The organism is Peteryoungia rhizophila, assembly GCF_004912145.1.
In the GTDB taxonomy this organism is placed as follows: domain Bacteria; phylum Pseudomonadota; class Alphaproteobacteria; order Rhizobiales; family Rhizobiaceae; genus Allorhizobium; species Allorhizobium rhizophilum.
In genome coordinates, this window is the sequence record NZ_STGT01000001.1 from 224433 (window position 1) to 243220 (window position 18788).

The window sequence follows — 18788 nt, forward strand, 5'->3', positions numbered from 1 at the left end:
GGTCAACTCCGGGGAATTCGGGAGATGTTCTTCAGCAATGCCGGAAGAATGTCGGCCGATGCTGCACAGAGCACCGGATGCGTCACGTCTTCCCTGTTGTATACCAGTGATTGTCCATCGAGATCGGTGACCGATCCTCCGGCCCGCGCAAGGATCAGGTCGGCGGCTGCGAGATCCCAGTCATGCGCGCTCTTCTTGACCAGCGTCGCATCGATGCGCCCGTCGGCGACGAGCGCCAGCCGATAGGCGAGCGAGGGGATGTGGTCCACCCGTTCGATCCGGGGCCGCAAGATCGGGCTGAAAATCGCGACCATGTCCTGGGCCGAAGCGAGTTTGAGGCTGTCCTCGATGCCGGCCGTGGAAACGGCGATGTCCTGGCCGTTGCGACGGGCGGGCCCATCGATCGTCGCGGTGAATTCCTCATGGAGCGACGGCGCGACCAGAATGCCAGCGACCGGCTTTCCCTTGTGGACGACGGCCACCGATACGCACCAGGTATCCTTGCCGGCAAGGAAGGCGCGGGTGCCGTCGATCGGGTCGATGACAAACAGCGTGTCGCAGGACAGGCGCGCCGGATCGTCGTCCGTTTCCTCGGACAGCCAACCATAATTCGGCCGGGCATGGCGGAGGATTTCTTCCAGAATGCGATTGGCGGCATAGTCGGCGGCGCTGACCGGCGAGCGGCCCTCGTTCTTCCACCAGACCTCCGGCGACTGGCCGAAATGCGCCATAGCCACCTTGCCGGCCTCGCGCGCGGCATCGGCGATCAGGGCGAGATCCGCCTGCCAGTCGAAGCGCGGCGCCGCCGGGGCCAGAGGCTTTTTGTCAGATTCCGGCAAGGGTCATACCCTCGATGGCAAGTGTGGGAGCGGCGACGCCGAACTTGCGGTCGATGTCGTTGGCCGGCGTGATCCGCATGAACATGTCCTTGAGATTGGACGCGATGGTGATCTCGGAGACAGGATAGGTCAATTCGCCGTTCTCGATCCAGAAGCCGCTGGCGCCGCGGCTGTATTCACCGGTGATCATGTCGACGCCCTGGCCGATCATGTCGGTTATGTAGAGACCCGTGCCGATGTTGCGGATCAGGTCTTCTGGCGCGATCTCGCCGGGCTCCACGGCGAGATTGGTGGAGGACGGCGAGACCGATGTACCGCCACGGACGCCACGGCCGTTGGTCTTGAGACCGAGCTCGCGGGCAGCGGAGGAGGACAGGAACCAATGCTTCAGCACGCCGTCCTCGATCATCGTGAGCGGCTTGCCCGAGATGCCTTCGCCATCGAAGGGACGCGAGGACGAGCCGCGCACCTTGAGCGGATCATCGGTAATGTTGAGGCCTGATTTCAGGACCTGCTGGCCCATCTTGTCGCGCAGGAAGGAGGTCTTGCGAGCCACCGAGGCGCCGTTGATCGCGCCGGCGATCGTGCCGACGAAGCCACGGGCGACGCGCGGGTCGAAGACGACAGTGAGGTTGGATGCCGTCGGCACCTGGCGCGGGTTCAGCCGGCGGATGGCGCGCTCTGCCGCACGGCGACCGATTTCCTCCGGGCTGTCGAGCTCGGCGAAATAGAGGCGGCTGTCATAGTCATGGTCGCGCTCCATCTTCGTGCCTTCGCCGGCGATGACGCCGACGGAGCGTGAGAAACGCGAGCCGGCATAACTGCCGGAAAAACCGTGCGAGGTGACGAGCACCAGGCCACCCATGCCGGCCGATGCACCGGCGCCGAGCGAATTGCTGACGCCATTGACGGCGCGGGCCGTCTCTTCCATGGCGAGCGCGCTCTCGCGCAGCTGGTCGCTCGACACTTCGGTGTCGTCAAAGAGTTGAAGATCAGGAATGTTACGGGCGAGATCGCTCTCGTCGGCCAGCCCGGCAAAAGGATCCTCGGGCGAGACCTTGGCCATGGCGACGGCGCGCTCGGCCAGCGCCGTGAGGTCGAAGCCGGGATTGGCCGAGACGGACGCCACCTTTCGGCCGATGAAGACGCGCAGCGAAAAGTCGTCGCTCTCGGAGGCCTCGGTCGATTCGACCTTGCCGAGGCGGACGCTGACCCCCTTGGAGCGGGAGCGCACGACCACCGCGTCAGCCTTGTCGGCACCCGCCTTGATGGCGAGGTCGACGAGCTGTTCGGCGCGTTCGAGGAGGTTGGCGGAATCGATTTGATGGGGCATGGGTTGGCCTTTCCTTCCCGCTCCATTTATTGTGCCTTACAAGGGGCATCAAGGGCGGTTCGGGCTTTTCCGTTCACTTGCCCGGCATAGGTTCCATTCCAGTCCGCTCGATCCCGGAAAACGAGGAGAATTCCCTTGGCCAGCGCAACCGAAGCCCTGTTCGCCCAACCCCTGCTCCTTCTCGGCGGCGCGGTCATCGCAGCCCCGATTTTCCGCAAGCTTGGGCTCGGGACCGTACTCGGCTACCTAGCGGCCGGCGTGGTGATCGGGCCGGTGCTGCACCTCATCGGTGGCTCCGGCGAGATCCTGGCTGTGGCCGAACTCGGCGTCGTGCTGCTGCTGTTCATCATCGGGCTGGAGCTCAAGCCCAGCCGATTGTGGCACATGCGGCGGGACATCTTCGGGCTTGGCACGAGCCAGGTCGTGTTCACAGGCCTCATGCTGACGGCGCTGGTTTACGCAGCCGGTCTGCTCGACTGGCGCGGAGCCTTGGTTGCCGGCTTTGGTCTCGCATTATCCTCCACCGCGTTTGCGCTGCAATTGCTCGAAGACTATGGCGACATGAACAGCCGCTATGGACAGCGCTCCTTCTCGATCCTGCTCTTTCAGGACCTCGCCATCGTGCCGCTGCTCGCCATGGTCTCGGTGCTCGGCGCACAGGGCAGCGAGGCGCAGCAGTCGCCCGTGGTGGAAATCGGGATCGCGCTCGGTGCCGTGATCGGCATGATCCTCGCCGGTCGCTATCTCCTGACCCCCATGTTCCAAATCATCGCCCGGACCGGGGCACGCGAGGTGATGATTGCAGCCGCCCTCTTCGTGGTCCTGGGATCGGCTTATCTGATGCAGGTCGCCGGGCTTTCGATGGCCATGGGCGCCTTCCTCGCCGGCGTCATGCTGGCCGAATCCTCCTATCGCCATGAGCTGGAGGCCGATATCGAGCCTTTCCGCGGGCTGTTGCTCGCACTTTTCTTCATCGCGGTCGGCCTGTCGATGGAATTGCAGGTCATCGTCGACAACCTGGCTCTGATCGCCATCGCCGTGCCCGTGCTGATGGCGGTGAAGGCGCTCGTCATCTTTGCGATCTGCCGCGTCTCAGGCTCTTCACGCAACGACGCGATACGCATCGGCATGCTCCTGCCCCAGGGCGGTGAATTCGGTTTCGTGCTCTTCACCACGGCGGCAGCCGCCGGCCTCTTCTCGGGCGCGCAGTCGTCCCTGCTCATTTCCATCGTCACCCTCTCCATGGCGCTCACGCCGCTGACCGCATTGATCGGCCAACGCTTGCTGGCCCGTGACACACGGGAGAAGGAGGAGATGGAGGAGGATTTCGAAGGGGCAGGATCTGATGTCTTGATGATCGGCTTTTCCCGTTTCGGCCAGATCGCAGCGCAAATCCTGCTGGCCAGCGGACGCGACGTCACCATTCTCGACGACAGCCCGGATCGCGTGCGCCAGGCGGCGACCTTCGGCTTCCGCATCTATTTCGGCGACGGCACGCGCCTCGACATGCTGCGGGCCGCCGGAATCGAAAAGGCAAAGATCGTCGCGGTCTGCACGCACAGAAAGGATATCACCGACAAGATCGTCGATCTCATCCGCTCCGAATATCCTGATGTGCGTCTGTTCGTGCGGTCCTATGACCGCATCCACAGCCTCGAACTCAGGGCCCGCGACGTGGAATACGAGCTGCGCGAAACCTTCGAGTCCGGTCTGCTCTTCGGGCGCCGCACGCTGGAAGGGCTCGGCGCGACCGAGGACGAGGCTTACGAGGTGGGCGAGGACATCCGCCGCCGCGACGAGGAGCGTCTGAGACTGCAGGCGCAGGAAGGCATTCTCGCGGGCCGTGAACTGATGCACAAGCGGCCGGTGAAGCCCGAGCCGCTAATCAAGCCGAAGAAGCCGATCCAGGCGGTCGAAACCCCGACGGAAGCGCCCGCCGCCTGATCGCTCAGCGGCGGACGAAATCCTCGATGCGGGCGGCGAGATCCCGCTTCAGCGGTTCTTTCAGGCGATCGCAGATTTCGAGGATCTGCCGGGCCTTGAAGAAGTCGAGCACCTTGTAGCTGTTGACCTCCGGCCGGATATAGATGTCCGGCTGGCAGATCTTCATCTTCAGGGCGATATGCGACTGCATCATCAGCTGCGAGGCGCCGAAGAGGCTGTCGATGCGGTTGGGCATCAGCGAACCATCGCCCTCGGGCGCACCGATCACGTCAATGGCGACCATGATGTCGACCTTGCCGACGAGGTGGTCGTAGGGCACCGGATTGAAGATGCCGCCGTCAATCATTAGCCGGCCGTCGATGGTGACCGGCGCAAAAAGTGCGGGAATGGCAGCCGAGGCGGACAAGGCCTCGTAGAGGTCGCCTTCGTTGCGGACCATCTCGCATTGCCCGTAATAGTCGGTGGCGATGACCGTCAGAGGGAGCTTCAGCTTTGCAAAGTCCTCGGGGATGGCAGGCGGCAGGAAAGCGCGCAGCAGCCGTGGCAGGTTGAACTGGCCGAGACGGAAGCCGCCCAGAGCGCGGATGCTGGCCGGTCTGAGGCCCCAGAACCGGTTGAGGACGAGCCCCCTGTTGTCGGCGAGTTCCAATGTATAGTCGCGGATGTCGCGACCGCTCATGCCGGCGGCGTAGCCGGCGCCGAGGATCGCGCCCATGGAAGAGCCGGCGATCAGGGCGGGTTTGATGCCGAGTTCGTCAAAGACTTCGAGAACCGGAATATGCGCGAAGCCGCGTGCGCCCCCTGCCCCAAGTGCGAGACCAATGGTCGGATCGGCCTTCACGGCATTCGACGGAATGGGGGTTTTAGCGACGAGATCCATGGGCCAGCTTTTCTCCGTTTCGGGGATCAGGCTGGCCTATAGGAAAAGAAGTACATTTTCGTGTCACCGAAGGTGCGCTCTTCCAGGAAGGCGAAGACCGGATCGAGGAAAACCTGCACGTCGCCACGCTCCTCGAGGATGACGAGGGCATCCTTTGCCAGCCAGCCGCCCCGATGGGCCGACTGCAGCGCCTTCTCGCCCAGACCCTTGCCATAGGGCGGATCGGCGAAGACCAGTTCGAAGGGCTCGATGTTGTTGGACGGGCCGAGATCGGTGGCGTCGCGCCTCAGCATGCGGGCACGGCCATGCAGGCCGAAGGCATCGATGTTTTCCCACAGCAGGCCGCGACCCTCGACGCTGTTTTCAACAAAGAGCGCAGACTTGCAACCCCGCGACAGCGCTTCGATGCCGACGGCACCTGTGCCGGCGAAGAGGTCGAGGATGCGGGTGCCATCGAGCACGCCGGGATGGGCGTGCGCGAGGATGTTGAACAGGCTCTCGCGCGTCCGATCGACGGTCGGCCGGATGTCATTGGACTTCGGCGTGGCCAGCGTGCGGCCACGAAATTCACCGCCGACGATGCGCATGCCGGCTTACCTCTTGCCCTTCGGGGCGCCCGTGCGGGGACCGGAGGGCTTACCGCCCGGGCCGCCAGAGCGTGGGCCACCGGAGGCACGTCCGCCCGGCTTGCCGCCGAAGCTTTTTCCACCACCGGGCTTGCCGCCAAATGACTTGCCAGCCGGACGGCCAGAGGGCTTGCCGAAGGACTTGCCTGCAGGCTTGTCGCCGAAGGAGCGGTCGCCCGCGGGCCTTGCGCCGCGCGGCTTGTCGCCGAAGGGCCTGTCGCCGGCCGGACGCTCGCCCCGGGGACGATCATCACGAGGTCTGGCGTCACGAGGGCGGTCGTCACGCGGCCTGTCATCGCGGGCGCGATCCGGCGTGAACCGTTCCGTGCGCGGACGATCCGGCTTGTCGCCGAAAGGCTTGCGAGGACCGCGATCGCCGAAGTCCTTGCGCGGGCCACGGTCTTCACCTTCCCGGCGCGGTGCACGTTCGGCACGATCACCAAAATCACGCTTGGGGCCGCGATCGGAACCCTCACGACGTGGAGCACGATCGTCACCGTCGCGGCGAGGCGGACGGGCGCCGAAGCCGCCAGGCTTTCCACCACGGCCGCCATCACGACCGCCGGGCTTCTGGTCCGGGCCGTCGGCGCGGATCCAGTCACCCTCTTCGTCCCGGGCGCGGGTAATCTGAACGGTCGAGGTCGGACGGTCGTCGAAGCGGTCTGCGGGCTTGGCGCCACGCGGATCGGGCCTGCGGCGGGCGGCGGCAGCTGCCGCCTTCTCGCCGAGCGGACGGGCGCCGGGCGCCATCCAGACATTGGCGGTGCGGCCCTTCGTGTTGCCCGCTGGGCGCTTCGGCTTGTCGGCGAACTTGTCGCCGGGCTTGCCATCGTCGCGGCGAGTATCGAGGCGTCCAAGCGCACGCTCGCGGCGGTCGCCCTTGTCGGACCAGTCCTTAGGCGCGGCGCGCTTCTTGTCTGTCGGCCGCTCGTCGCGAGCCCACTCCGGCTTTGCCTCGCGGCTGGGCTTCTTCGCAGAGGCCGCCGCCTCTTCCTCGTCGACTTCGACACCATGGGCGTAAATCGGCGCGTCGAAATTGGCCTTGGATTCCTCGATCAGGCGAGGGCCGAGCTGGTCGCGCAGCATGCGGCCACGCACCTCCTGGACCTTGCCTTCCGGCAGGTCGCCGAGCTGGAAGGGACCGTAGGACACGCGGATCAGGCGGTTGACCTCGAGGCCGAGCGCGCCGAGCACGTTCTTGATCTCGCGGTTCTTGCCTTCGCGCAGACCCATGGTGATCCAGACATTGTGGCCCTGCTTGCGGTCGAGCGTTGCGTCGATCGCACCGTAGAGCACGCCGTCGACGGCGATGCCTTCCTTCAGCGCGTCGAGCGCCGGCTGGTCGACTTCGCCATAGGCGCGCACGCGGTAGCGGCGCAGCCATCCGGTGGTCGGCAGTTCCAGCACGCGGGCAAGGCCACCGTCATTGGTGAGCAGCAGCAGGCCCTCGGTATTGATGTCGAGGCGGCCGATCGACATGACGCGCGGCAGTTCTTCCGGCAGGTTTTCGAAGACCGTCGAGCGGCCTTCCGGATCGGAATTGGTGGTCACCAGGCCAGCCGGCTTGTGGTAGAGCCAGAGACGGGTGCGCTCGATGCCACGGATTGGCTGGCCATCGACTTCGATCGTGTCGGCAAGCGTGGCGTTGAGGACCGGGGTCTCCAGCACCTTGCCGTTCACGGAAACGCGGCCTTCCATGATCATGCGCTCGATGTCGCGCCGCGAGGCGACGCCGGCGCGCGCGAGCAGCTTGGAAATGCGCTCCGGCTTTACGACATCCTCAGCCGCGGAGGCTTCGGCGCGGGGAGAGCGGGCGGGCTTCGACGCGGGCTTGTCTTCGAATTGATCGGCCGACTTGGCGGACGGTTTTCTGGTTTGCGGCTTGCCGCTGCGGTCGGAGGGCTTGCCCGCCGGACGCTTGGACTTGTCTTTGAATGTCATTTGTTGTTTGCCTGTGGTTTGGGCTGTCGTATCAGGTCACGCGGCTCGGGTTAAGTGGAAAGTTCGTGCATGGGGAAGACAAACGGCTTCATGGAGGCGGCCTTCGCGGAGGCGCGCGCTGCAGGCGCCCGCGGCGAGGTTCCCATCGGTGCCGTGGTCGTGCGCGACGGCGAGATCATCGGGCGAGCCGGCAATGAGACGCGGTCGCTGAACGATGTCACGGCCCATGCCGAGATCCTTGCCATCCGACGCGCTGCGGTGACCGTGGGCGACGAGCGCCTTGTCGAGGCCGATCTCTATGTCACGCTTGAGCCCTGCACCATGTGCGCTGCGGCAATCTCCTTTGCCAGGATCAGGCGACTCTATTATGCTGCGGGGGATGCAAAAGGCGGGGCGGTGGAGAGCGGCATACGCTTCTACCAGCAACCGACCTGCCACCACATCCCGGAAGTCTATTCCGGCATTCGCGAGAGCGAAGCCGCCGAGATGCTGAAGGGCTTCTTCCAAGACAGGAGGGACTGATGATCTATGCCGCGCTCATCCTGTCGATCGCCGGCATGGCTGCCATTGCCATATGGGCCTATCGCAATGTGGCGCCTGAGCGGGCGCACCTGCCGATGCAGTGGTCGACCAACGGTACTGTCAACTGGCGGGCACCGCGTCTGGTCGCCATCGCCGCGACACCTTTGCTGATGCTCGCCCTGATCGGCCTGGTTTTCGTGCTGTCCCGCGATGACCATGCCGAACGCGACATGGCGCTGTTGTGGATTTCCTTCATCGCTCCCGCACTGCAGGCGATGCACATGGCGCTGGTGGCGCGCACGGTCGAGAACGAGGAGTGAGTCAGAGCTCTCGCCTGCGTCAGTCGGCGCGGGCGAAGGTTTCGAGCTTGTCACCGGCCAGCCGGTAGCGGATCCATTCCGTCTGCGGTTCGGCACCGATAGCGTCATAGACGCGGATGGCCGGGGTGTTCCAGTCGAGAACGCTCCATTCGAAGCGGCCACAGCCCCGTTCCACCGCAATGCGCGCGAGATGTTTCAGAAGCAGCTTGCCGGCACCCGAACCGCGGTAATCCGGCGAGACATAAAGGTCCTCCAGATAGAGACCGTTCTTCGCCTGCCAGGTGGAATAGCTGTGGAACCAGACGGCAAATCCAGCCGGGTGGCCATCGGCCTCCAGGATCACTGCTTCCGTCACCGAGCCTTCGCCGAAGATGGAGGTGCGGATCGTCTGCTCGGTCGCTTCCACCTCATGGCCCGCCTTTTCATAGACGGCGAGTTCGGTGATGAAGCCGAGAATGGTGGCCGCGTCCTCAGGCGTTGCCGGGCGGATGGTGAAGTTCATGGGTCGACCTCAAGCAAAAGGGCAGGTCGTTTCCGCCCTGCCCTGGAGAATTCTAGATCGGAAAGCGCTTATTGGAACGGCATCCACCAGGAGCTGTTCTGCTGGGCTGCCTTGGCTTCCTTCTTGCGGCGCTTTTCCTTCTTGAGTTCCGGCTCGCCGAGATCGGTCAGCGCGACTTCCTGCGTCTGGCGATATTCGGTCGGCGGATCGGAGAGAAGGCGGCGCTGGTCGAGATAGGCGCCCTTCTGCAGCTGACGGGCGTCACGGAATGCCTGCCACTTCTGCGTCTCGGTCATGGTGCCGGCCGTGCCGTAACCGGCGAGCAGCGGCGAGCGATAACGCGGGTTGTCGGCATTGGCGTCGGCTTCGGCCACGAGACGCTCACGCGCCTCTTCCGGCGATTCCACCCATTCGGGATTGTTTTCGCGGCTGGCGGCCGACTGTTGCGGTGCGACGAGCCCGGCCGTCTGGGCGCCACCCGGCGGCAGGACCAGATCCGGACGCGGATTGTATTTGGTGCCCTTGTTGGCGGCTTCGCGCGGGGCAATCGAGACGGCCGAGCCGACGTCGTCCACCAGCTGCTCCATTGCCGTCTTGTCGGTGCCATAGGTCGGGCTGCCGACGCAGCCGGAGAGACCGGACGTGACGCCGACAAGGCCAACCAGACCGAGGCCAACTCTGAACAGATATGCCGATTTCATGAATGCCTACCAGTCTCGCCGCAGTTTCATAAGTCGTGCCGAATACACGTGACCAGCCCTGCCGGTCGATTTCGGCCAATTTCAGGCAGTTTTACCGGATGACCCGCAAAAGCGCAAATCATCCGGTCAAATTTCCTTATCCGCGTGCTGCAAGCTCGCGGAGCGCCTGGGCGTCGCGGGCCGAAACATCAGGATACTCGGCATCCGAACCGACATCCTTCGTGATCTTCCAGGAGCGGGCACACTTCGTGCCCTCGGCCAGCTTCGGCTCGACGGCGACCTTGGTGCCATCGTCGAGACGGAAGGCTTCCGCCGGGCCCTCACCCGAGACAACAGAGATATCCGAGGTGATGCAGATCTCTGCAAAGTCGAGACCGTCGAGCGCCTTCAGGAGCTCGGCGTCCGCCACATGGACGACCGGGGCTGCTTCCAGCGAGGAGCCGATGCGCTTTTCCTTGCGCTCGCTTTCCAGCGCGCCGGTGACGGTACGGCGGACGGCGCGAACGCCCTTCCACTTTTCGGCAACCGCCTCGTTCGACCAGTCGGCCGGCACGGTCGGGAACTGCTCGAGATGCACCGATTCGGCCTTGGGATCACGCGAGAGCCAGGCTTCTTCCGTCGTGAACGGCATCATCGGGGCAAACCATAGGACCAGGCAGTCGAAGAGCTTGCGGATGACGAAGAGGGCAGACCGACGCTTCAGGCTCGACGGGGCGTCGCAGTAAAGCGTGTCCTTGCGGATGTCGAAATAGAAGGCCGAGAGTTCGACATTGGCGAAATCCGAGAGTGCACGGACGATGCGCTTGAAGTCGAACTCGTCGTAGCCCTTGCGCACGATCTGATCGAGTTCGGACAAGCGATGCAGCATCAGCTTTTCGAGTTCCGGCAGATCGGCATAGGCGATCTCGTCGCCATGGTCATGGGCGAGCGTGCCGAGCATCCACCGAACAGTGTTGCGGATCTTGCGGTAGCTGTCGATGTTGGTCTGGATGATCGTCTTGCCGAGGCGCTGGTCTTCCCAGTAGTCGGTGTTCATCACCCAGAGACGCAGGATATCGGCGCCCGACTGGCTCATGACTTCCTGCGGCGTCACCGTGTTGCCGAGCGACTTCGACATCTTGCGGCCGTCTTCGGCCATCGTGAACCCGTGGGTGACGACGGCATTGTAAGGCGCGCGGCCACGGGTGGCGCAGCTTTCGAGCAGCGAGGAGTGGAACCAGCCGCGATGCTGGTCGGAGCCTTCGAGATAGACATCGGCCGGCCATTTCAGGTCCGGGCGATCTTCCAGGGTGAAGGTGTGGGTCGAGCCAGAGTCGAACCAGACGTCGAGGATGTCTGACACCATCTGCCACTCTTCGCCGCCGTGCTCGGAGCCGAGGAAGCGTTCCTTCGCGCCTTCGGCAAACCAGGCGTCCGCGCCTTCCTTCTCGAAGGCTTCGAGGATGCGGGCGTTGACCGCCTCATCCTGCAGCACATTGCCTTCGGCATCGGCGAAGACGCAGATCGGCACACCCCAGGCGCGCTGGCGGGAGAGAACCCAATCCGGGCGCTGCTCGATCATGGCGCGCAGGCGGTTCTGGCCGCCGGCGGGGACGAAGCGGGTCTGGTCGATCGCGTTGAGCGCGCGGGTGCGCAGCGTCGTGCCGTCGGCGAGGTCCTTGTCCATATAGACGAACCACTGCGGCGTGTTGCGGAAGATGACCGGCTTCTTGGAGCGCCAGGAATGCGGGTATTCATGCTTGATGCGGCCACGGGCGAAGAGGTTGTTGGCCTTGATCAGCGCGTCCATGACGCGTTTGTTGGCGTCGCCCTTCTTGCCGTTGTCGTCGAGCACGCGGGCGGCGCCGCCTTCGGCCGAGGGGCCAAAACCGGGGGCGTCTTCGGTGTAGAAGCCGGCGTCGTCGACCGGGAACGGGATCTTCACGTCGATGCCAAGGGCTTCGAGCGGACGGACATTCGCCATCCAGGCTTCAAAGTCTTCGCGACCATGCGACGGGGCCGTGTGGACGAAACCGGTACCGGCGTCATCAGTGACGTGGTCGCCGTCGAGCATCGGGACGGCGAAGGTGTAGCCGAGGTCGGCCAGCGGATGGGCGCAGGTGATGGCTCCGAGTTCAGCACCGGTCACGTCGCGGACGAGCTTGAAGGTCACCTTGGCCTTGGTTGCCGCATCTTCGGCGAGGCGCTTGGCGAAGATCAGCTTTTCTCCCGGCTGCGGGCCGAAGTCATTCGTCGCTTCCGTGATCTCGTAGAGACCGTATTCGATCTTCGACGAATAGGAGATCGCGCGGTTGCCGGGAATGGTCCAGGGCGTGGTCGTCCAGATGACGACGGAGGCACCATAAAGGTCATCATTGAGTGAACTCGTGTGTGTCATCACCCGGTCCATTTTCTCCGGATGCGTCCGAGTGATGGCTTCAACCACCGGGAACTTCACCCAGATCGTGTCGCTCTCGACCTCGGCATATTCCACTTCGGCTTCGGCCAATGCCGTGCGCTCGACGACCGACCACATGATCGGCTTGGAGCCGCGATAGAGCTGGCCGGACATGGCGATCTTCAGCAGTTCGCCGGCGATGCGGGCTTCCGAGTGGAAGGCCATGGTCGTGTAGGGATTGTCGAAATCACCCTCGATGCCGAGGCGGCGGAACTCGTCCGACTGCTTGTCAATCCATCCTTGCGCGAACTCACGGCATTCCTGGCGGAATTCGTTGACCGGGACTTCGTTCTTGTCCTTGCCCTTCTCGCGATACTTTTCCTCGATCTTCCACTCGATCGGCAGGCCGTGGCAATCCCAGCCGGGCACGTAGTTCGAATCGAAGCCGCGCATCTGGAAGGAGCGGGTGATGACGTCCTTCAGCACCTTGTTCAGCGCATGGCCGATATGGATGTTGCCGTTGGCATAGGGCGGGCCGTCATGCAGGACGAATTTTTCGCGGCCGGCGGCGGAGGCGCGGAGCTTCTTGTAAAGACCCATCTCTTTCCACTTCGCCGCCATTTCCGGCTCCTTCTGAGGAAGGCCGGCGCGCATCGGGAATTCGGTCTCGGGCAGATAGAGGGTCTTGGAGTAGTCGATCTTTTCAGGGGTATCGGTCATGGATCAGCCATCGGATGGGGCGACCTCAAGCGGTCGCGGAATTATGTCATGGGTTGGCGGCAAGCGGGCGCTAAGGCTTTCAGACCCAACGCCAAAAACCCGGACCTTCCCGCAGCTCTTCAAGCCGCCGGGAGGGCCGGGCCAATAATTCGAATGATCCGGGCCGCCGAAAGATACGTCATGGCCGCGTTCTTTAGGGGTTTTTCGCGCCGAAAGGAAGGGGCAAGATGGGCGAGATGGACAGGGCCTGGCGACATGCCTAGACTGTGTTCATCACCCCATGTCTGCGGGCCATTTAATATCAGGGCGGAGACGGCATGACACGCAAAGCGCAGCTCCAGGTCGACCTCGACGCCAAGCTCGCCGATGACTTTGCCGCGGCGGTCACATCCGCACAGACGTCAGAAAGCGACGTCCTGCGGGAGATGGTGCAGGATTATGTCGAGAGGCAGAAGGTCGATAGCGACTATCGTCAGTTCCTGGAGGCTAAGGTTGCGCGTGGTCGCGAAGACGTGGCTGCGGGAGAGGTCGTAGCGGCAGACGATGCCGAACGGATGTTTGCGGCGCGACGGGAAATGGCTCTCAAAGCGAGCCGCTCATGATCGTTCGATGGACGCGCCAGGCCATTCGTGACCGCGCTTCCATCTTCGACTATCTTGCGGAAAAGAACCCGCTTGCCGCACTGTCCATCGACCATACCTTCGAACTGGCTGCCATTCAGCTTGGCCAGTTTCCCCATTCCGGCAAAATCGGCCTAGTCCTTGGCACTCGCGAACTCTTGCCGCATCCGAGCTATCGCCTCGTCTATGAGGTGACTAACGGCCAGCTCGCCATTCTCGCAATCGTCCACACCTCACGGCAATGGCCACCGACCGACAGCGATTGAAACCATTGCCGGCTTTACTCGCCGCCGTCAGCCTCGACGACCGCACGCAGAGCATCGTTGATGCGGTCCTGCCAGCCGGGGCCGTCCTTCTGGAAATGGGCGAGGATTGCGCTGTCGAGCTTGATCGAGACGAGTTCCTTGACGTCCGGTGCTGCGCGGCGCTCGACCGCCGGGGCCACGGGTTTTGGAGCCGGCCGGAACAGGGCTTCTGCGGCATCCTTCGGGTTCACGGGTCTGCGCGGCGTCATGGCCATGGGGTGCCTTTCGGGCTGTCTCAAGGGATTTGATGGGCGCACTAGGCGGCAATGAAGAGGCAGCGTCAAGCGCCATCGGCTCGCTACAAGCGTCAGAAGGCGATTGCCGCGTCCAATGCTCCGATTGGCTTCACGCCCGAAAGCAATCCCCTCGCTTCGTCCGCATCCTTGTGGATCTGGGCGACCAGCGGATCGAGGCCGTCGAACTTCCACTCGTCGCGCAGGAAGCCGAAGAGCGAGACGGAACAGACCTCGCCATAGAGATCGCCGAAGAAATCGAAGACGAAGGTTTCGAGCCAGGGATCGCCATTGCTGGTGACGGTGGGACGATAGCCGAAGCTCGCGACGCCATCGCGGATGATGCCGTCGGGACGACGGAAGCGGACGGCGTAGATGCCGGGTCGTAACGTCGCTTCCGGCGGCAGATGCATGTTGGCGGTCGGGAAACCGAGGGTCCGGCCGAGCTGCTGGCCCTTCATCACCTCCGCTTCGACCGTGTAGCGATAGCCGAGGAGACCGGCGGCCTGTGAAACGTCGCCGTCTGCGATCAGGCCGCGGATACGGCTAGAGGAGACGACCTCAGTGCCCTCATCGCGGAAGGCGTCGACGAGGCTGACGCCGAACCCATGGCGGCCGCCGGCCTGCATGAGATAGGCGGGGCCGCCTTCCCTGCCCTTGCCGAAATGAAAATCGAAGCCGGTGACGACTTCGCGGGCACCCAGCCAGTCCCGCAGGATCGCCTCGACAAAGTCTTCCGCCGAGCGCTGCGAGAATTCACGGTCGAAGGGATATTCGATCACCGAATGGAAGCCCATGGCTTCCAGGATGCGGGCGCGCAAGGATGGCGGCGTTAACCGGAAGACAGGCTTGTCGGGATTGAAGACGGTGCGCGGATGCGGCTCGAAGGTGAGGACCAAGGCAGGCACGCCGAGCGCTTCGGCCCGCTCCAAGGCCCGGTTCAACACCGCCTGATGGCCGCGATGCACGCCGTCGAAGTTGCCGATCGCCACGACGCCTCCGCGCAGGGCATCGGGCAACGGCTCCTTCTTTTCGTTGCGGTGAAAGACTGTCATCGATGCCTGCGCCTCATGCCAGCCTGTGCATCCAGAATTGCGGCGCGACCTTTTCCCGTTCCAAGAAGAGATTGAGCCTTGCCTCGTCGGTCACGTTGTTCGTCGCGTAGTCGGCGGCGTGAATGCCGCCCGAGATATAGAGAAGGTCGAGGCCTGCATCGACGGCGCCCTTGACGTCGGTCGGCATGCCGTCGCCGATGGCGAGCACGCGGGCCTTGTCGAAATCGCCGCGGGCTTCGCGGGCGGCAGCCAGCGTTGCTTCATAGATCGGCTTATGGGGCTTGCCGGCGATGCGGGTTTCGCCACCGAGTTCCGTGTAGAAGGCAGCGACCGCGCCAGCGCAGGGGATGATGCGATGGCCGCGCTCGACCACCAGGTCGGGATTGGCGCAGATCAGCGGCACCTTGCGTCCGACGAAATCTGTCAGCATGTCGCGGTAATCTTCCGGCGTCTCCACCTCGTCGTCGAAGAAGCCGGTGCAGACCACGCAATCGGCCTCTTCCCTGGAGACGACCTCGACATCCAGGCCATCGAACAGCGGCAGGTCGCGCTCGGGGCCGAGCAGGTACACTTTCTTCGGGCCAGCGGCGATCAGGGTGCGGGTGACATCGCCCGAGGTGACGATGCGGTCATAGGCGCTGTCAGGCACGCCAATGGCGCGCAGCTGCGGAATGACGCCGATGGCGGGCCGTGGCGAATTGGTGATGAGGACGACGGTCAGGCCCTTGGCGCGGGCAGCCTCCAGCGCCTCGGAGGCAAGCGGAAAGGCATCGATGCCGTTGTGCAGCACGCCCCAGACGTCGCAGAGAATGACGTCGTAAGCTCCGGTCACGTCGCCGAGGGTGGAAATGCTGCGGGTCATCGTGTGTCCTGACTGCTGAAACTGTGTTCGGTGACATGGCAAAGGACGGGCGGCAAGGCAAGGGGCAAGCGTGCCGGAGGCCGAAAATGGCAACCCATGCTTCCTTGTCAACTCAAAGGAGGAAACGCGCGGCGAGCCCGAGCAGACCTGCCACGATCAGTGTCTTGCCGATGCCGAGATGGAAGCGGAAGATCATCACGGCCGCCACCAGAGCGATCACCAGGGCCTGCCAATCCAGAGACGACCAGACCGGGAGCGGGACGGAAAGCGAGAGTGGTCCGAAGTTCGCGAGATTCACCGGCTCTACGCGGGTAAAAATGACATGCAAGGCGAACCAGACGGCGAGATTGAGGATGACGCCGACGACGGCGGCAGTGATGGCCGACAGGGCTGCACTGAGGAGACGGTTGCCGCGCAGCCGCTCGATATAGGGAGCGCCGGCGAAGATCCAGATGAAGCTCGGGATGAAGGTGGCCCAGGCGGCGATCACGCCACCGAGCAGCCCGCCGACCAAGGGATTTAGTACCCCGCTCTCACGAAAACCGGCGAGGAAGCCGACATAGGAGAGCACGAGAACCAGCGGGCCGGGCGTCGTTTCGGCAAGTGCCAGCCCGTCCAGCATCTCGCCGGGTTTCAGCCAGGCATAGTGATCGACCGCGACCTGGGCGACATAGGCGAGCACGGCATAGGCACCGCCGAAGGTGACGAGCGCCATCGTGGAGAAAAACGTCTGGACCTCGGGAAGTGCGGTTTCCGGAAGGAGCAGCCAGAGAAGCGGCAGGGGTGCCAGCCAGACGGCGACCCAGAACAGCAGTGTTGCGAACTGGCGGAGAAGTGGTGGCCGTGCGCGGACTTCCTCGGAGATCTCGACGGCCGCTGATGGTACGCCTCGGGCGTGGACGAGGCCGATCATGGCGGCCGCAAGCACAACAAGCGGGAACGGCAGGGAGAAAAAGAAAAGCGCGATGAAGGCGGCCGCCGCGAGGCCGCGGTGGAAACCGCTCTTCAATGCCCGTTTGCCGATCCTCACGACGGCTTCGACGACGATCGCCAAGACCGCCGCCTTAAGACCGAAGAACATGCCCGTGACGAGGCTCGCCTCCTGATAGAGCGCATAGAGACTGGACAAACCGAGGATGATGGCGAGCCCCGGCAACACGAAGAGCAGACCGGCGACGATGCCGCCGCGCACTCCATGGAGCAGCCAGCCGATATAGGTCGCGAGCTGTTGGGCTTCGGGGCCAGGAAGCAGCATGCAATAGTTCAGGGCATGCAGATATCGGTCTTCGTCGATCCAGCGCTTCTCCTCGACGCAGATCTTATGCATCAGCGCAATCTGGGCTGCCGGCCCGCCGAAGGACATGAGGCCGATGCGGGCAAAGGCAGAGACGAGTTCGGCAAATGTCGGCCGGATCTCGGTGACCGTGTCCGGACCGTCTACGGCGATGCTCATGGCTTTCCCTCAGTGCGCGGACCGCGGGCGATCCAGTCATGCTTTTCGTCCATGGCGTCCCGCGCCCATCGGTACAGGGCATCGTAGATCACGAGCCCCTGCTCCAATTGATGAAGGTCGCTGGAATGAAGCCTCGACAGGCCAAGCGAGACCGCCAGCAGGCCGGCAGCCTCCGGCGCGAGATCGAGCCGGTTGGTATCGGCGCCACGGACGATGCGTGCCAGCGTCATGAGCGCTGGCGTTTCGAGCCCGAATTCGGCGAGCATGGTATCGAAGGTGCAGAGCTCGCCGCGATGGCTCCAAAAGCCTTCGTCCATATCGAACGGGATCGCGCCGAACCGCTCGGCGACGGCGTCGACTTCCGAGGGAGACACGAACAGGAAGCGGGCGAATGGATCGACGAAACGGCGGATCAACCAGGGGCAGGCGATCCGGTCTATCTTTGGCCGGTTGCGCGTCACCCAGAGCGTCCCGCCGGTGCGCGTCGGGAGATGCACCATGGGTACGCGGGGCAGCCCTGCCTCAGCCCAGGCGAGGGTGCCGCCATCCAGCACCTCTGCCGAGATCCCCAGAAGGCGCAGATGTGCTGCCACACCTTCCGAGAGCTTGCGCCCCTTCTGGCAAATGACCACGACGGAGGAGGATTTGATCTCGGGAGCCCATTGCTCGACGGTGCGATGATCGCGCCGAACGGCTACCGGCAAAAGCATGGGGTCGGCCTCGACATCCTCGTCGATGCGCACGTCCACGAGAAGGGGCGACTGGGATGAACCGAGCAAGCGAAAGAGTTTGTCTGCGGAAATTGCGCCAAAGGGTGCCATGTTCGAGGTCCGTTGTCTGGAGAATGACGGATGCGAAATTCCGGCATGGCGCCTCATGGAGGTTTCGCGCACTCCACGCCTCGACATTTTCAGATCTGAATGGAGCTGTCAAACACTTCAATGGCTTGCGGGGGACGAGACGGAGCCGGCTGGGAAGCCGGCCAGCGGCGAGTCGCCAGGCAATCGTCGGGACGGAAAAAGCGCATCGGCGGGACGGGACAGCAGCGATGTTTTTCGTCAACGCGCTTGACTCGGTCGAGCGCTGTTCTTATCTCAAGCTCGCTGGCACTCACCAAGAGCGAGTGCTAACAGTATCGATGCGGACCCGCTCTGCGGTCCGCGAATGTCATTTGATCGAGGGATTAGACAATGGCAAGCACAACTTTCCGTCCGCTGCACGACCGCGTTGTAGTCAAGCGCGTCGAGTCCGAAGCAAAGACCAAGGGCGGCATCATCATTCCTGACACTGCCAAGGAAAAGCCTGCTGAAGGCGAAATCGTCGCTGTTGGCCCTGGCGCCCGCGACGAAAGCGGCAAGCAGATCGCTCTCGACGTCAAGGTCGGCGACCGCGTCCTGTTCGGCAAGTGGTCCGGCACCGAGGTCAAGCTCGACGGCGAAGACCTGCTGATCATGAAGGAAGCCGACATCATGGGCGTCATCGGCTGATCTCAGCCTGATACCCGTCTTCCTCTTTAACAATTCACCAATGGGCTAGATGCCCGGGAGTTTTGACA

At 63.7% G+C, this 18788-nt stretch carries 19 protein-coding genes; 6 read left to right on the plus strand and 13 right to left on the minus strand.

All coding sequences use genetic code 11. The features are described 5' to 3' along the window. Positions 1–2 precede the first annotated feature (2 nt). Together E9677_RS01135 and E9677_RS01140 are read right to left on the minus strand one after the other, a co-directional pair. Positions 3–839 carry a 3'(2'),5'-bisphosphate nucleotidase CysQ gene (locus E9677_RS01135; protein ID WP_136556265.1) on the minus strand — a complete coding sequence of 279 codons (837 nt, stop codon included), beginning with the start codon at positions 837–839 and terminating at the stop codon, positions 3–5. Further along, positions 826–2172: a TldD/PmbA family protein gene (locus E9677_RS01140; RefSeq protein ID WP_136556266.1), complete on the minus strand. Its 1347-nt coding sequence runs from the start codon at positions 2170–2172 to the stop codon at positions 826–828. The genes E9677_RS01135 and E9677_RS01140 overlap by 14 nt, the downstream gene beginning before the upstream one ends. 135 nt (positions 2173–2307) lie before the next feature. On the opposite strand from E9677_RS01140, the gene E9677_RS01145 reads away from it, so the two are divergent. Continuing rightward, positions 2308–4116 (plus strand): monovalent cation:proton antiporter-2 (CPA2) family protein, encoded by a 1809-nt coding sequence (locus E9677_RS01145; RefSeq protein ID WP_136556267.1) that lies wholly within the window; start codon positions 2308–2310, stop codon positions 4114–4116. Between the two features lie 4 nt (positions 4117–4120). Here the strand turns inward: E9677_RS01145 and E9677_RS01150 are convergent, their stop codons facing one another. The 3 genes from E9677_RS01150 to E9677_RS01160 are packed head-to-tail and all read right to left on the minus strand — an operon-like array spanning position 4121 to position 7563. Beyond that, entirely contained in the window at positions 4121–4996 is an 876-nt protein-coding gene (locus E9677_RS01150; RefSeq protein ID WP_136556268.1) for a patatin-like phospholipase family protein, read from the minus strand. A gap of 26 nt (positions 4997–5022) precedes the next feature. Then, positions 5023–5583, minus strand: coding sequence for a 16S rRNA (guanine(966)-N(2))-methyltransferase RsmD (gene rsmD / locus E9677_RS01155; protein WP_136556269.1), 561 nt, complete (start codon positions 5581–5583; stop codon positions 5023–5025). 6 nt (positions 5584–5589) lie between these two features. Continuing rightward, positions 5590–7563 carry a pseudouridine synthase gene (locus E9677_RS01160; RefSeq protein ID WP_136556270.1) on the minus strand — a complete coding sequence of 658 codons (1974 nt, stop codon included), beginning with the start codon at positions 7561–7563 and terminating at the stop codon, positions 5590–5592. A gap of 69 nt (positions 7564–7632) precedes the next feature. Between E9677_RS01160 and E9677_RS01165 the strand changes: the two genes are divergently transcribed. Beyond that, positions 7633–8085, plus strand: coding sequence for a nucleoside deaminase (locus tag E9677_RS01165; protein WP_136556271.1), 453 nt, complete (start codon positions 7633–7635; stop codon positions 8083–8085). Beyond that, positions 8085–8405 carry a hypothetical protein gene (locus tag E9677_RS01170; RefSeq protein ID WP_136556272.1) on the plus strand — a complete coding sequence of 107 codons (321 nt, stop codon included), beginning with the start codon at positions 8085–8087 and terminating at the stop codon, positions 8403–8405. The genes E9677_RS01165 and E9677_RS01170 overlap by 1 nt, the downstream gene beginning before the upstream one ends. 19 nt (positions 8406–8424) lie before the next feature. Here the strand turns inward: E9677_RS01170 and E9677_RS01175 are convergent, their stop codons facing one another. The 3 genes from E9677_RS01175 to ileS form a co-directional block, all read right to left on the minus strand. Next, entirely contained in the window at positions 8425–8907 is a 483-nt protein-coding gene (locus E9677_RS01175; protein ID WP_136556273.1) for a GNAT family N-acetyltransferase, read from the minus strand. Positions 8908–8975: 68 nt separating this feature from the next. Continuing rightward, positions 8976–9608 carry a hypothetical protein gene (locus E9677_RS01180; RefSeq protein ID WP_136556274.1) on the minus strand — a complete coding sequence of 211 codons (633 nt, stop codon included), beginning with the start codon at positions 9606–9608 and terminating at the stop codon, positions 8976–8978. 136 nt (positions 9609–9744) lie between these two features. Further along, complete coding sequence (gene ileS / locus E9677_RS01185; protein ID WP_136556275.1) at positions 9745–12705, minus strand: isoleucine--tRNA ligase; 2961 nt, start codon at positions 12703–12705, stop codon at positions 9745–9747. Positions 12706–13022: 317 nt separating this feature from the next. On the opposite strand from ileS, the gene E9677_RS01190 reads away from it, so the two are divergent. Next, a complete protein-coding gene (locus tag E9677_RS01190) occupies positions 13023–13307 on the plus strand; it encodes a hypothetical protein (RefSeq protein ID WP_136556276.1) in 285 nt (94 codons plus the stop codon). Then, positions 13304–13591, plus strand: a complete 288-nt coding sequence (locus E9677_RS01195; RefSeq protein ID WP_136556277.1) for a type II toxin-antitoxin system RelE/ParE family toxin — start codon at positions 13304–13306, stop codon at positions 13589–13591. The genes E9677_RS01190 and E9677_RS01195 overlap by 4 nt, the downstream gene beginning before the upstream one ends. Before the next feature lie 14 nt (positions 13592–13605). On the opposite strand, the gene E9677_RS01200 is transcribed toward E9677_RS01195, so the two are convergent. The 5 genes from E9677_RS01200 to E9677_RS01220 form a co-directional block, all read right to left on the minus strand. Continuing rightward, a complete protein-coding gene (locus E9677_RS01200) occupies positions 13606–13845 on the minus strand; it encodes a BrnA antitoxin family protein (RefSeq protein ID WP_136556278.1) in 240 nt (79 codons plus the stop codon). A 92-nt stretch (positions 13846–13937) separates the two neighbouring features. Further along, the gene (locus E9677_RS01205; RefSeq protein ID WP_136556279.1) at positions 13938–14918 is read right to left on the minus strand and encodes a bifunctional riboflavin kinase/FAD synthetase; all 981 of its coding nucleotides are present in this window, start codon (positions 14916–14918) and stop codon (positions 13938–13940) included. A gap of 13 nt (positions 14919–14931) precedes the next feature. Next, positions 14932–15780 carry a TIGR01459 family HAD-type hydrolase gene (locus tag E9677_RS01210; protein ID WP_136556280.1) on the minus strand — a complete coding sequence of 283 codons (849 nt, stop codon included), beginning with the start codon at positions 15778–15780 and terminating at the stop codon, positions 14932–14934. A 112-nt stretch (positions 15781–15892) separates the two neighbouring features. Next, positions 15893–17233 carry a chromate efflux transporter gene (gene chrA / locus E9677_RS01215; protein WP_136556281.1) on the minus strand — a complete coding sequence of 447 codons (1341 nt, stop codon included), beginning with the start codon at positions 17231–17233 and terminating at the stop codon, positions 15893–15895. Further along, entirely contained in the window at positions 17230–18054 is an 825-nt protein-coding gene (locus E9677_RS01220) for a chromate resistance protein ChrB domain-containing protein (RefSeq protein WP_136556282.1), read from the minus strand. The genes chrA and E9677_RS01220 overlap by 4 nt, the downstream gene beginning before the upstream one ends. A gap of 369 nt (positions 18055–18423) precedes the next feature. Here E9677_RS01220 and groES point away from each other — a divergent pair, with 369 nt between their 5' ends. Continuing rightward, positions 18424–18720: a co-chaperone GroES gene (groES, locus tag E9677_RS01225; RefSeq protein ID WP_076392581.1), complete on the plus strand. Its 297-nt coding sequence runs from the start codon at positions 18424–18426 to the stop codon at positions 18718–18720. Positions 18721–18788: the final 68 nt, after the last annotated feature.